The following is a 13185-nucleotide window of genomic DNA, read 5'->3' on the forward strand; positions in this document are numbered from 1 at the left end:
TGTGATTGTGTGAAACCACAGCAGGCGAGAGCATGAGTCGCTACGGGACCTTCAGCACACGGGCAGACGCTGAGGCGTATCTGGAGCGGATCACCGACCCGGCCCGCCGCGCGCAGGCCCGCCATGACCTGGGCCTCCCAAACGGGCCAGTCAGCCACCCCGAGACCTACCTGCCGGCCAGTGCCAGCAACGGCTACCTGACCGAAGCCCTGTTCCAGGCGGACGTGGTGCGGAACCTGACGGCCTTCGGGTGGGACGTGCAGCAGACCCTGCTGGGCAGTGACCGAGGTGGCGTGATCTGGACGACCGCTGGCTGGCCTGACTTGCAGGTGTACCGCGCACCAAGGCGCCTGTTCTTCCTGGAACTGAAGCAACCCGGCAAGAAGCCCTCTGAAGTTCAGCTGGCTGCCCACGCCCGGCTGCGCGCAGCGGGCTTTCGCGTGACCGTCGCCTACACCCTCGACCAGGCGCTGGCCGCCGCTCAGGAGGAACTGTGCGCACCCAGTTATTGATCGTTCCAGCGCCCCTGACCTTGCCCGGTGAGTTCCAGGGGACGGTGACTCTGCGCGCCACGCCCGATGGTGGCGCCGACCTGCTGGCCACGGGAGCAGGTACGCAATTCAACCGTCTGGCCCCGCACACCCTGGACGCGATGCGGGACTGGCTGTGCGAATTGCGGGGCCTGCCTGCCGGGGGAGGGGAGAGGTGAAACGCTGGCTGGATCGGCTGTGGACCCTTCTGGAGGAGTGGGCCGCGCAGGCCTGCCCGACCTGTGGCGGGCTGTGTCTGCTGCCTGGCCCGGTGCCTGAGGCCCAGCACGTCTACGCCCCTTGCCCGGCCTGCAAGGGCATGGGGCGCCGCCCTGAGAAGGCTGCTGGTGAGTAAGCGTCAGCAGGACCGCGAATACGAACAGGCCTTAGCGCAGGCCGATGACCCGGTGCTGCGCGGCCTGATCACGGCGACCTACCAGCGGCTGCGGCGGGGGTACGTGCGGGTGGGTGACCTGAAGGGCCATTACACCTACGACTTGGGCTTGCTGCCCCGGACAGATGGGTGCTTCGAGCGGCCTACGAACCTGCCGCCCATCATTCGTACGCAGCGACTGTTTAAACGAGGTGCTTCATGATTCATCTTCGCCCTTCTCTTCAATTGCTGCTGTTCAGGTCGTGGATCAACTGGGCTGCGTCACATGCCGCTTGCACGGTCGGATCACGACTGACTGGGCTTGCTGAGGTCGTCGGCGAACACACGGACCCGGCCGATGGGGCGGTGAGAGTAACTGGGACAGTGCTGGCCGGTGCAGTAGGAGCCGTTACAACTGCGGCGGGTGGTGTGCCCTGCACGAGGTGGTTACAGCCTGTCCAAATGGCCGGCACGGCGAGGGAGAGCACGGTAAGCCCCAGGTGCACGGTGAAGCGCTTGGGCGACATGTCACCATGCTGCGCTCTGAACTCTGACAGCACTCTGCTGTGTCAGCACGGCCAGGGAGGCCGGTGCTGATGGTCCAGGTCCGAGCCATTGAAGTGATTGGGCCCACGCCCATAGCCAAGACCACTGCCCCGCGCCGCCCGCGCCTGCCGAGTCTGGAGGCCGCCGAGAAGCGTGTGCGCGCTCAGTGGCTTGACCCGACCGAAGTGGGCCTGCGGGACACCCGCCGCAGTCTCGTGCGGGCGATGTGGCGGGCTCGCCGAGCGGGCGCCCAGACCTTACGACGTCAGCTGCGGGCCCTGTACCATCAGATCCTCACGGCCCAACGCGCGCAGGACTGGCTGATCGGTCCCGAAGCGCGCGCGACCCGTGCCCGGAATGTGCAGGACCCGGCGCAGTACGCGCGTGAGCAGGTGCAGGCGCTGCCGGGGCAGAGTGCGCAGCTGGCCATCAGCAGTCCAGGGCCGAGGTACCAGACGCCTGGACCGCCCCCGCCCCCTGCGCCCCCACTCGGCCAGACGCACACGCGGATCGTGCATGACGAGTTCAGCGGGAAGAACCGCCGGGAACGGGAGCGCGCCGCGCGGGAAGCCGCAGAAGGCTACTACCAGGCCCTGCGAACATGGCGGGTCTGGCAGGGAAAGCTAGAGGAACTGCCAAGGGAGCGCCGCGAGGGTGGCGACGGCCGCATGCGCCCCGTGGTGGGCAACTGGGCGAGTGCGCCGTATGACCTGCGGACCAGGGAGGTCGAACTGCCCGGCTGCCGCTCCGTGTCCGAGAGTGCCCTCGCCGCGCTGGTAAACGCGGATGAGACGCTGAGTGCGATTCGGGAGGGCCGGACGGTAGCGACGCTGGTAAATCCTGGCGGTGGGTGGTACCGGGACAAACCACAGGCTGTGCGCTATGCCCAGGCGGTCCTGACGCTCGCCTTCAATGTGGGCGACTTGGCCGCACAGGAGCACCTGCGCAATCTCCCCCTTGCGGAAATTTCACGGTGAGCGCATACTTTTGTTAGGCTGGACAACAAAGTCGAAATCACGCGCCGTTCCTTCGGGGGCGGCGTTCTTGTTTGGCCTCTGGAGGTCGTATTAGTTCAAGCGGCTGCCTGGATTCTCGTTCTTGCCGTAATAACCTCGAAATTTATTCAGTGCGGCCAGGACATTGGCGTGAGTAGTCACAATACCCTCGAGTGCTATCTGTGCACCTTTCAAAAACTCTTCCGGGTAGGCTGCTTCTGGTGGAGCAAGTGACATCGTCGCCATCATGTGCTCAATGTATTGTCGGTATTCGCCCATTGTTTCTTGCAAAATGTTCATATTGATTAACTGTCGGTCAATAAGAACTTGAGCTTCTGGATGAGTATTTCTTGTCTCTCCCCAGAAAGGAAAGAAACCAATCTCCACCAGCATTACATTAATCTCTTCTATTAAAAGTAATGCCCGCTCATTTGTTTGTGTCCATTCTAATTTCATAAATCCACGTTAGTCTTAGTTTTAACGCCCTATATGATAAAAGTGACGGCAATTTCTATTTACACTCCTACTACAGACTTTTAGGGAGAGCTCTCCCTTTACACTGACCGCATGGCCACACTGACCCTGCACCTGACGGACGACACCACGCACACGTTCACGGGCTCTGACGAGTGGGTCACGACGGCCGCGCAGAAAGCCCGCGACGTGCAAGGCCACCACAACCGCATGTTCTGGTTCAGCGACGTGGCGGTGCAGCCCACGGGGTTCAGTGTGTCGGGTGTGCTGATTCGAGAGATCGCCCACCAGCTGGACACCTGAGCACGACGCTCGCCTGACTCAGGCCCCTATGCGGCCCTGAGTGTTCCGTGTGCCCGCCCAACCCACTGCCGGTGTGCCCCTTCTTCACCAAGAGGAGGAGCACGCCGCTTCGTTTGTTTCGCCCACCCAGGAGGTGAGTAGCCTTGACCCAGCCTGAGATCGAAACCCCGAAAACGTACAAGCAGCTGCTTGCCGAACTGACGCCGAAACAGAAGAAGTTCGTGCGGGAGTACGTGCGCGAACCGAACGGCACGAAGGCGGCGATTGCGGCGGGCTACAGCGAAGACAGTGCGCGGCAGATCGCCAGCGAGAACCTGACAAAACCGAACATCGCGGCGGCTGTGGAAGCGGGCTTCGAGCAGGTCATGGGCCGCAATGAGGTTAGGGCTCGCACGGCTGAGGTAGCAGCCGGTTCAATGGAAGACTTCCTGACCATTGAGCGCGTGCCTTACCTGGAGCCCGTGCATCTGCCGGCAGAAGAAGCCATTGATCTCCTGAACGACACCATCGCAGAACTGAGCGAAGAACTCGACAGCGCGAAGGAAGAGCGCTCGGACTGGATCACGAAGGAACTGCGCCGTCTGAACCGGGCGGTTCGCAAGTGCGAGCGGGCCCTGGCCAAGGCGAACCCGGACGAGGGTGACCCTGAAGTCAGCATTGAGGCCGAGTGGAAAGAGCGCGTGGTGGTCCGCATTGACCTGGAGAAGGCGAAGAACGCCGGCAAGCTCCACCTGGTCAAAAAGCTCAAGGAAACCAAGTTCGGTCTGGAAATCGAGCTTCATGACGCCGCTGCGGCCCGCGAGCTGCTGGGCAAGCACTACCGCCTCTGGGGTGACCGCCTGGCTCTGGAGAACCCGGACGGCAGCCCCCTGCCCATCAAGTTCATCGTGGGCATCCCCGAGGACGCCTTGTGACCGGCCACGTGCACGTCGGTGGGCAGCAGTACCCGCCGGGCGCCCTGGTCTATGAACCCTTCGGCGCGGCGCGTGAACTGTTCTTCGCCCGTGACCCGGAGGTGGTGCTCGACGGTCCGGCTGGGACAGGCAAGAGCCGGGGCCTGCTTGAGAAGCTCAACGCCCTGGCAATCAAGTACCCCGGCATGCGCGCCCTGATCGTGCGCAAGACGCGGGCCAGCCTGACGGACACCACGCTCGTGACCTGGGAAGATTACGTGCGCCCGGCCTGCGACACGGAAAACCAGCAGCGGCAGGTGCGCCGATCCTACAAGTATGCCAACCGGTCAGAGATTGTCGTGGGCGGCATGGACAAGAGCATCAAGATCATGTCCTCGGAGTACGACGTGATTGCGGCATTCGAGGCCACTGAATTCTGGGAGGAGGATTGGGAGGCGTTCACGACCCGCCTCAGAAACGGGGTCATGCCCTACCAGCAACTGCTGGCCGACTGCAACCCAGGGGCGCCCACGCACTGGCTGAACCAGCGCATGCGGCGGGGTCTCTCCAGGCGCATCATCTGTCGGCACGAAGACAACCCGCGCCTGTTTACCCCGGATGGCAAGCTCACCAAATACGGTGAGGACTACATCAGCAAGCTCGACAACCTGACCGGCGTGCGCTACCAGCGCCTGCGCAAAGGCCAATGGGTGGCAGCCGAGGGCATGGTGTACAGCGGCTGGGATGACAAGCTGAACATCATTGACCAGCGTGAGCTGCCTGCTGAGTGGCGCCGCATCCGCGTGATCGACTTCGGGTACACGAACCCCTTCACCTGTCAGTGGTGGGCGATTGACCCGGACGGGCGCATGATCCTGTACCGCGAGTTGTACCGGACGCAGCGTCTGGTGGAAGATCACGCCAAGCAGATCAAGGCCCTGAGCGAGGGCGAGCGCTTTGAGGCGACGATCACGGATCACGACGCCGAGGACCGCGCCACCTTGGAGCGGCACCTGGGCGCCGCGACCACAGCGGCCTTCAAAGCGGTCAGCCCGGGTATTCAGGCGGTGGAAGCTCGCATCCGGCCTGCGCCGGACGGCAAGCCGCGCCTGGTGATCATGCGGGACAGCCTGGTCGAAACCGATCAGAACCTGATCGAGAGCAAGAAGCCGACGAGCACGCTGGAAGAGTTGCCTGGGTACGTGTACCCCACGGTGCGGGGGAAGACGGAGAAGGAAGCGCCGGTGAAAGAGAACGACCACGGCATGGACACCATGCGCTACGCCGTGGCCTATGTGGACGGGCTGGGCCGTGAGCCAGAGCCTAAGCCCAGTGCGGTGCGCGCGGCCTTCCGGGGCGGCGCCAGGAGGAACCGGTGAACATCATTCAGAGTGTCCGGGCCCTCCTGGGGGGCCAACCCCCACCCCAAGCCCCAACGTCCAATGTCGCTCACGCCGCCCTGCGGCGCCTGCGCACCCAGCTGGCCCGTGATCCAAACGCCCGCGTCAGCCGCGACCCGAATGATCTGGCTGGGCTGCTGTCGTTCTTTGAGGACACGCTGGCCGGATATCCAGGGGACAGTCGCCGCCGCATCGTGGGCGTGCTGCGGGGCCTGGCGGAAAGTGACGACGACGTGGCCGGTTCGCTTGGGGACCTGCAAGCCCTCTGTGGCGCGGGCTTTACGCTGGACTTCACGGGTGGCAGTCGGGCGAGTAAGCAAGCCGAGTTCGAACTGGAAGCCTGGAGCGAGTTCATCTTCCCGGAAGGGGGCGGGCTCTCGGGCCTGATCGCCAATCAGGTGGGTGAGCTGGCTTTAGCCGGCGCCAGTAGCTGCGAGTGGTACCCCGAGCGCAGCCGGCGGGGCGTGGCTGGGGTGGCGGTGGTGCCCGCCGAGGAGGTGCGGATTCGGCGTGACCGCGAGACGCAGGCGCTGATTCACGAGCAAAGCGCGCCAGGCAACGCAGTGCTGCTGCACCCGCGCACTTACCTGTACGCCGCGCCGCGCACCGCTGGGCGTTCCCCTTATGGCCTGCCCCTGTTCCTGGCTTCGCTCTTCGCCTTGGACCGCAAGCGGCAATTGCTGGCGGCCGAGCAGCGCGTCATCAACCTGATGGCCCGCAGCGCGCTGGTGCGGGCGACGGCGCCAATCCCCACGCCACGAGATCTGGGGTGTGCCTCAGAAGATGATCCCGGCTACGACGACGCTGTGGCCGCGTACTTTGCGGAACTGGCCGACACCATCGTCAGTGGCAGTGCCAATGGGGTCTACATCGGTCCTAAGGGAACGGACATTGATGTGGTGCCCATCAATCAGACCGCGAGCGGCGCCCCGGAGATCACCAAGGGGAACCAGAAGCGCGTCTGGGGGGCGCTGCGCACGCTGCCGTTCTTGCGGGGCGAGATGGACAGCACCACGCAGGCGCTGGCCCAGGTCACGCTGCCCATCGTGCACGCGCAGGCCGTGGCCATTCAGCAGACGGTGGCGCGGCAGCTTCAGTTCGGCATGAACCTGCACCTGGCTTTGCGGGGCATCCCCGCGCAGGCCTGGGTGCGCTTCACTCCGCCGGCCAGTCCGTTCGCGCTCGACGAAGCGAGGGCCGAGTTCTTCAAAGCCCAGACCGATGAAGCGCTGGTGCGGGTGTTCGGACGCGCCTATGCACCTCAGGCCATGCGGCGCTGGGACGTGGTGACCGAAGACGCCGACCGCGCACCGGACTGGTGGGCGCCTAGCACCGGCAAGAGTGACCCGCCGAAGGAGGAAGGCAATGGAAGTTGACGTACAAGCCTGCCAGCGCTGCGGGCAAGATCACCGTATGGGCTTCGGGCCCTTAGACAATCCAGTGGGGCCACACACACACTGGGGTCTGTGCCCGAACACAGGTCAACCCGTGCTCTTGGCTATTGAGGACACGCCGGTCAAAGTGCCCACCCTGCGTCAGCTGATGGAAGAAATTCACAAGCATTTCGGGCCGGTCTGGCTGCCCCGGTTCACGCACGCCCTCTCTGTAGTGGAAGGCGACGTTCAGGCCGTTCTGTCTTACCGAGAGCAGGCGCAGTCGCTCATCACCTTAGTGAGTCGCCTTCTGGCTGCGCTGGAGTCCTCAAGCAGCCAAATTCGGGAGACCACGTTTTTCCAAGAGCTGTTGGAGTTGCGCCAAGTGTTCACTCACGCCCAGCGAGAAGCGGACGAGCTGGCTCATGACCTCGCTCTCAAGGTGGCGGCTCGGCGCTTGGTGCAGGAACTGAGTTCATCAGGAGGTTCCACATGACCCAGCATCGCGCCGCCTTCACGCTTGCCCTAACCCTCGCGGCCGGGGCGAGCGCTTCCCTTCCCGATGGGCACCTGGAGAAGATCAACGCCCTTCAGGCCAGACGGGGCAAACCCGACCTCACCGCCGAGCAGGTGCTGGCCCGTCCCGTGCGACTGTTCGGCAACAAGCTGACCAGCTACTACACGCGCATGCCGGACGGCGGCCTGGCCATCCTCGCCAACCAGATCAACGATGCGGGCGGGCCGGTCCTGAGCGCGCACGTCACCGACAACACACCGCTCGGGAGCTTCTACCTTGCGGCCGTCACGACCGGTGACTACGTGGCCAGCCCGCCGCTGGGGGAGCCGCAGCAGGAGCTGTGGCTGGACACGTGGTTCTACGTCCTGAACGACGCTGAGGGTCAGCGCTTGATCGCCCTGATCGACGGCGGTGTGATCAACGAGGCGAGCATTGGGTACTGGTACGACCAGGCGCTGTGCTCGATCACGGGGGCGAGCTACTGGAATAGCCCGTACTACGCGGGGCAGACCTACACCATCCAGGACCCCGAGACTGGGGCGAGCACCACGCGCCTGTGCTTCATCTGGACCACGGGAGCGGTGCAGTTCAGCGAGGGCAGCCTCGTATATCGGGGCGCCTATCCCGGCACGAAGGTCGGTGGGGACGCAGCCAGTCCGAACCTCCTCGCTGCGAGCGCCAGCGCCATCGGCGGCCCCGCCCCTCAGACCCGCTTCCAGCTCGCGGCCAGCAAGGACATGCAGGCCGTGTACGAGAAGGCCCCCGCCGCTGGCGAGGGCGCGCCCCCTCAGCCGCCGCAGGCGGACACCAAAGGAGAGATGGACTTGAAACTTCGCCTCAAGCTGCCTGACGGCTCGGTCAAAGAGATCGACGCCACCCCAACTGAAGCCCAAGCCCTGCTGGACACGCAGATTGAAGGTGCGGTGACCAGGGGCGGGCAAGCCCAGCTCGAAGCCCATGCGACGGCTTTGGGCCTGGAACCCAAGGAGGTGACGGCCGCGCGCCTGCAGGCTCTGGCAGCCGAGGCTGGCGACGGCCGCACCTACCGCCAGGACCTGCTGAACGACCTGCATGCGCTGACCCTCTCGGTCAGTGGCAACGACGAGGCTGGCCGCGCGGCGGCCGACCGCACGAAGAAGGCCTTCGGCACCCTGGAATTGGCGGACATCCGCGCCGAGGTGCAGCGCCTGACGGCCCAGCGCGACGCCGGATTGCCCAACGTGCGCCTGAGTGAGGACCAGGACATCACGCCGGCCAAAAAGGTCACTCCGAACTTCGACGCGGTTTAAGCCGGCTGAGGTTCTGGCCTCTCGCACTATCCCTGTTCAGGAGAGTAAGAAATTTCAGGATGAGGACCGAATACATGGGTCTTAGTCCGAAGATAGAAGTAGCTATCTTCGTGGATTATTTCTAATGCAATAGACTTGCACGGTGCGATCTCCAGATTTGGAGAATTCACTTTCTATTCTTCTGTCGTCCATCTCCACATCATGTTCTATTAGAACAACAAAAACTAAAACCTGGATGTTAGGATTTCTGGTGTAAAAATCCTCAAGTCCCTTTATAGTTTTTAGGACGGATGCTTTAGTGCCTGTATTTTTTATGTGCTTGAACTCGTAAACAATTGCATTGTTGGCTATATTGAAATCAGCGACTTTGCTACTCCCATCGTATATCAAAGTTACTTCTTCTCTTGCTATTGTGGGTAGCCAGGGTTTGTTCAATATCCAAAATAGATTTTGTAAATCATATTCGTTACTAACCGCTATCTGACTTGACTTTCCTTTAGTGTTTAGTTCTTTTATGACTGAAAATGACCTTTTGAGTATATCTATTGTAAAACTAGCAAAGGATTCGTAATCTGAGGCAATATAAGGCTCTGTTGGTAGACCCATAGTCTGAACTTGACTGAGTAGTCCTCTTAGAGCAGGCCGCCAACGATTATAGGACGGTTCGGGGCCTATCATCGATGTCATAGGTATATCGACACCAATTGGTATTTCGAATGTCCAATCTACATCTGCTGAACTTAATATGGATCCATCCCTAAATATACATATGGCATCTAGTCTGTTTACAAGCAAATCGAAGGAAGAATCCATAACGTAGCTTTCGTTTGCGCAGCTTATGGCCTTTCCTCCTTCTGAGATAAAAATATCAAGTGCCGGGCAGTTAAGTAGAGTGAAACTTCTTATTCTGGCTGGTTGTATATGCGCAGAACTTCTCAGGAGAATATCCACATCCGATCTTCTGCTCATGGTTCTGTATCTTCTTGAGCCAAATATATAAAGTTCCGTAATTGATAGGAATTCAGATGTTAGTTTAAGTACGAGATCTTTCAGTGAAAAGGTTTCAAAATCCACATCTGTTCTGTAGTGCATTCCGATCTCCTGGTGGTTCATAGTGATATCGAATCTCGTTTAATAGATCAATCATCTATAAAGACGAAAAGATCTCCTACGTTAAAAGTTTCATCTCCCGTTATATCTCTAAAAACTCTCACTAGAGAGGATAGTGTTTCTCGATCAACGCGTTTGGATCGTCCAGCAGCAAGATCGTATGCACTATTCCTATTCACTTTGCCATTCAGCTTCTCGGCAAACCTATAAGCAGATACTTCATATTGCTTCAAGATTTCGGGAATTCTCCATTCCACCATTGACGCAGAGTAAGTCATCATCATCTCCACAAGCCAAAGGTACCATAGAAGCATGGTACATAGAAGCCTTGACGTAGTACATGAAAGCATGTACTATAAGGACACCAAGAAAGCCCGCCAGAACTTAGCGGGAACGGAGGGCTTATTGGGAACCTTGGGGGTTCATATGCATTATGACGGGCAAGGCCACAAAGTTTCAGCTCTAAGTCGCACCTGGGTAACTGAGACGTTAGACCGGATGGATGGCGCCGTAGTCCAAGTGCGTCGCAATACCGTCACCATCAGCAAGCGTACGGGAGAGTACGCCGCTGAGATTGACGGTCAGCCTGCCACCGTGTTCCAAGCGGATGGCGTGTTACGTGGCGCCAGCACTCGCACACTGGTCAGTGAGGTTATCCCTATGCCCGCTAGCCTGGCCCGTGTTTTAAGGAGAAGCGCGTGATCGGGGGCCGCAAGTTGCCTCCAATTGAGGGGGACACAAACCGCTGGTATATATCTGGCCGTCAGAAAGACTTCCATGGGCGGTTTTCGCTTTCTGAAGTAGAGTTTCGCGCTATGCAAACGCTCGTACCGATGGTGGCACAAGTGAAAAATGAGCGGTTTGAAGTGACTTGTATGAACTCCACGGATGAGCGCGATGTAAGCATGATGCTGGCTGCTCTTCGCATGGCCGTCTACTACAGTAATGAAGAAGGGGGAGCCAACTCTCTGTCGGCCCGGCCCGAGGAAGCGTAAGGACTATGTCCACACCTTCTCCCTCTAATACTGTGCCAAACACGTCTCAGATTAGTGATCTGAGGGCCTGTCTAAATCCAACCTGCACTCAGAAGAATCCTCAGTCAGTCACGCAATTTCGGAAGAAGAGAGGAGGGCGAAATGGATTAGATTCTTTTTGCAAAATCTGTCGTAATTTTCAGTTGCGTGAATGGAAGCGGGCAAATCCTGAAAAGTCTAAGGCTATTTCTAAACGAGAGCGTGCCAAAAATGCTGCAACTTACAGAGAGCGTCATAACTTTAAGCAAGCAACTGACGCAAACTTTCGGAATGCCAATGTGGCACGCGCTGCCCGCTGGCGTGCTGCCAACCGAGAGCGGCATCGTGACCTTCAGCGCATGTACGCGATGCGGCATCAGAAGCAGCGCTCAGCTTATAAGCGCCTCTGGCGAGTACGTAACATTGACCAATGTAGAGCCGCCGCTCGGAGTAGATATGCTGCCAATCCTCAGAAATTTATTGCTTACCGGAATATGCGGCGTGCGCGAGAATGGGATGCAGCAGGTTCCTATACTCCGAATGACATAAAGGCTAAATACAGTTTGCAAGGAGGTCGATGCTATTACTGTAAGGAGTATTTGCACAAAGCATACAACATAGATCATAAAATTCCCCTATCGAAGGGAGGAACAAACTGGCCTGCGAATTTGTGTGTCGCTTGCGAAACATGCAACAAGCGCAAAAACAATTTAGACTTTTTCAAGTTTATAGCTTATCTCTAAATTCGTTTCTACCGTTCCCCGCTATCGCGGGGTTTTCCATTTAAGGAGCGTGATTCCTATCAAAATCGGAAATGTCGAATACGCCGGCCAGCACAACACCGGCCTCACCTTTACCCTCGATGCAAACGCCGTAAAGGGCGACGCGCTCACCCAGACCGCTGCAGGCACCGCTGGTCGTGGGGCTGCTGACGCTGCGCTACTGGGCAAGCTGGTCACCCGCGAGAGCGACGGCCTGGGCACTGTCTTCACGCGCGGCGTCATCGTGGTGCCCTGGACCGGCGCCGCCGTCTACGGCCTGCAGAAAGTGGGCGTGGACGGCACCGGCAAAGCCAAGGTCAGCGCCTCGGGGAAAGAGTGCCGGGTGCTGGGCGTGGCCGACAATCTGGCCGCCATTGACCTCGGCTGATTCGTTCATCCGCCCCAGATCTGGCCTGCCCACGCGCGGGCCGTTTGCTTTGCCTCCCAGGAGACCTGCATGACGAAGATCAAGACCCTGAAGAACCTGGAACTCGGCCTGTACCAGGATGCCGCCCGTGAAGGCATGACCCTGAGCCAATTGCTCAACGAAATGAGCCGCAAGGGCGACATTGACGAGTCGCTGGTGCGCCCTGATGCCCGCAACAGTGCGGGGGAGCCGGTGGACGCCTTCAAGCAGTTGCTGGCCGCCGCCGGGATTCGCACGAAAGGCGAATTCGCCCAGACGGGGGATGCCTTCGTGAGCGATCCCAACAACCGGGTGCTGTTCCCCGAGTTCGTGGTGCGCGAGTACCGTGACGCGGAGCGCGACGCCGTCAACGTGCTGCAGGCCAGTGACCTGGTCAGCACCCGTGTGGGCATCAACGGGAACGCCTACCGCACTGGTGTGATTGCCGCCGGCCAGGAGAAAGAACTGGAGTTCGGCCGCGTCTCGGAACTGGGCGAGATGCCTGTGTACACCATCACGCTGGCTGACAAGGCGGTGAACGGCCAGAAGTACGGGGGTGTGCTGCGTCTGAGCTACGAGGCCGTGCGCCGGGCCCGCATTCCGGTGCTGACCCGCTACATCGGCAAGGTCAGCCGTGCCCAGGGCCGCCGCAAGGCCAAGACCGCGCTGAATACGGCGCTGAACGGCGACGGCAACAGCAACCCTGCGCCGGCCAGCACAGCAGCGACGGGGACCACCTTTACCTTGCAGGACATCATTGCCCTGCAGATGGACGGCTTGGTGCAGGGCGTCCAGTTCGGCATCATCACGGCGGACGCGGCCGACCTGGCGGCGATCCTGAACCTCGACATCTTCACGGGGGTGGCGGCCACGGCCGCTGGCGCGGACTTCCGGGATACCGGCAAGTGGCCGAACATCCTGGGCATGCAGCCCAAGATGGCCATGGCGGACAGCGCTCTGCAGGGCAGCAAGAAGATCCTGGGAATCGACCAGGCGAACGGCCTCGAGGAGTTCTACGAGGAAGGCAGCGAGATCGTGGAGAGCGAGAAGCTCATCACCTCGCAGTTCGAGAACATCGCCATCAGCGAGGTCGTGGGCTGGGCCAAGCCTGACACCCAGGCCTTCCGCACCAAGGCCCACGCCTGAGCCAGGTGTGACCAGGGGCGCCTCCAGACGGGGGCGCCTCACCCTTTCGGCAGTAG

17 protein-coding genes are annotated in these 13185 nt (G+C 60.3%); 15 read left to right on the top strand and 2 right to left on the bottom strand.

The window, feature by feature from the left end; all coding sequences use genetic code 11:
- The first annotated feature begins 32 nt into the window (after positions 1-32).
- The 5 genes from K7W42_RS19275 to K7W42_RS19295 all read left to right on the top strand — a co-directional run bounded on the left by K7W42_RS19275 (position 33) and on the right by K7W42_RS19295 (position 2426).
- Positions 33-512, top strand: coding sequence for a VRR-NUC domain-containing protein (locus K7W42_RS19275; protein ID WP_224576742.1), 480 nt, complete (start codon positions 33-35; stop codon positions 510-512).
- A complete protein-coding gene (locus K7W42_RS19280; protein ID WP_224576743.1) occupies positions 494-709 on the top strand; it encodes a hypothetical protein in 216 nt (71 codons plus the stop codon). The genes K7W42_RS19275 and K7W42_RS19280 overlap by 19 nt, the downstream gene beginning before the upstream one ends.
- Positions 706-885, top strand: a complete 180-nt coding sequence (locus K7W42_RS19285; RefSeq protein WP_224576745.1) for a hypothetical protein — start codon at positions 706-708, stop codon at positions 883-885. Before K7W42_RS19280 ends, K7W42_RS19285 begins: the two co-directional genes overlap by 4 nt.
- Entirely contained in the window at positions 878-1126 is a 249-nt protein-coding gene (locus K7W42_RS19290; protein ID WP_224576746.1) for a hypothetical protein, read from the top strand. Before K7W42_RS19285 ends, K7W42_RS19290 begins: the two co-directional genes overlap by 8 nt.
- Positions 1127-1499: 373 nt before the next feature.
- On the top strand, positions 1500-2426 hold the full coding sequence (locus K7W42_RS19295; protein ID WP_224576748.1) for a hypothetical protein: 927 nt from the start codon (positions 1500-1502) through the stop codon (positions 2424-2426).
- A gap of 90 nt (positions 2427-2516) precedes the next feature.
- Here K7W42_RS19295 and K7W42_RS19300 read toward each other — a convergent pair whose 3' ends face one another.
- Positions 2517-2900, bottom strand: coding sequence for a hypothetical protein (locus tag K7W42_RS19300; RefSeq protein WP_224576750.1), 384 nt, complete (start codon positions 2898-2900; stop codon positions 2517-2519).
- A 111-nt stretch (positions 2901-3011) separates the two neighbouring features.
- Here K7W42_RS19300 and K7W42_RS19305 point away from each other — a divergent pair, with 111 nt between their 5' ends.
- From K7W42_RS19305 to K7W42_RS19330, 6 genes are all read left to right on the top strand, one after another.
- Positions 3012-3221 carry a hypothetical protein gene (locus tag K7W42_RS19305; RefSeq protein WP_224576752.1) on the top strand — a complete coding sequence of 70 codons (210 nt, stop codon included), beginning with the start codon at positions 3012-3014 and terminating at the stop codon, positions 3219-3221.
- Between the two features lie 143 nt (positions 3222-3364).
- On the top strand, positions 3365-4135 hold the full coding sequence (locus K7W42_RS19310) for a terminase small subunit (protein ID WP_224576754.1): 771 nt from the start codon (positions 3365-3367) through the stop codon (positions 4133-4135).
- Entirely contained in the window at positions 4132-5493 is a 1362-nt protein-coding gene (locus K7W42_RS19315) for a phage terminase large subunit (RefSeq protein ID WP_224576755.1), read from the top strand. Before K7W42_RS19310 ends, K7W42_RS19315 begins: the two co-directional genes overlap by 4 nt.
- On the top strand, positions 5490-6890 hold the full coding sequence (locus tag K7W42_RS19320; protein WP_224576756.1) for a hypothetical protein: 1401 nt from the start codon (positions 5490-5492) through the stop codon (positions 6888-6890). The genes K7W42_RS19315 and K7W42_RS19320 overlap by 4 nt, the downstream gene beginning before the upstream one ends.
- A complete protein-coding gene (locus tag K7W42_RS19325; protein ID WP_224576757.1) occupies positions 6880-7383 on the top strand; it encodes a hypothetical protein in 504 nt (167 codons plus the stop codon). The genes K7W42_RS19320 and K7W42_RS19325 overlap by 11 nt, the downstream gene beginning before the upstream one ends.
- A complete protein-coding gene (locus K7W42_RS19330) occupies positions 7380-8693 on the top strand; it encodes a hypothetical protein (protein ID WP_224576758.1) in 1314 nt (437 codons plus the stop codon). Before K7W42_RS19325 ends, K7W42_RS19330 begins: the two co-directional genes overlap by 4 nt.
- Before the next feature lie 102 nt (positions 8694-8795).
- Here K7W42_RS19330 and K7W42_RS19335 read toward each other — a convergent pair whose 3' ends face one another.
- Positions 8796-9806 (bottom strand): PD-(D/E)XK nuclease domain-containing protein, encoded by a 1011-nt coding sequence (locus K7W42_RS19335; RefSeq protein ID WP_224576759.1) that lies wholly within the window; start codon positions 9804-9806, stop codon positions 8796-8798.
- A gap of 695 nt (positions 9807-10501) precedes the next feature.
- Between K7W42_RS19335 and K7W42_RS19340 the strand changes: the two genes are divergently transcribed.
- From K7W42_RS19340 to K7W42_RS19355, 4 genes are all read left to right on the top strand, one after another.
- On the top strand, positions 10502-10798 hold the full coding sequence (locus K7W42_RS19340; RefSeq protein ID WP_224576760.1) for a hypothetical protein: 297 nt from the start codon (positions 10502-10504) through the stop codon (positions 10796-10798).
- A 512-nt stretch (positions 10799-11310) separates the two neighbouring features.
- The gene (locus tag K7W42_RS23365; protein ID WP_224576784.1) at positions 11311-11559 is read left to right on the top strand and encodes an HNH endonuclease; all 249 of its coding nucleotides are present in this window, start codon (positions 11311-11313) and stop codon (positions 11557-11559) included.
- A 49-nt stretch (positions 11560-11608) separates the two neighbouring features.
- Positions 11609-11965 carry a hypothetical protein gene (locus K7W42_RS19350; RefSeq protein ID WP_224576761.1) on the top strand — a complete coding sequence of 119 codons (357 nt, stop codon included), beginning with the start codon at positions 11609-11611 and terminating at the stop codon, positions 11963-11965.
- 69 nt (positions 11966-12034) lie between these two features.
- Entirely contained in the window at positions 12035-13129 is a 1095-nt protein-coding gene (locus K7W42_RS19355; protein ID WP_224576763.1) for a phage major capsid protein, read from the top strand.
- Positions 13130-13185: the final 56 nt, after the last annotated feature.

The organism is Deinococcus betulae, from assembly GCF_020166395.1.
Taxonomy (GTDB): domain Bacteria; phylum Deinococcota; class Deinococci; order Deinococcales; family Deinococcaceae; genus Deinococcus; species Deinococcus betulae.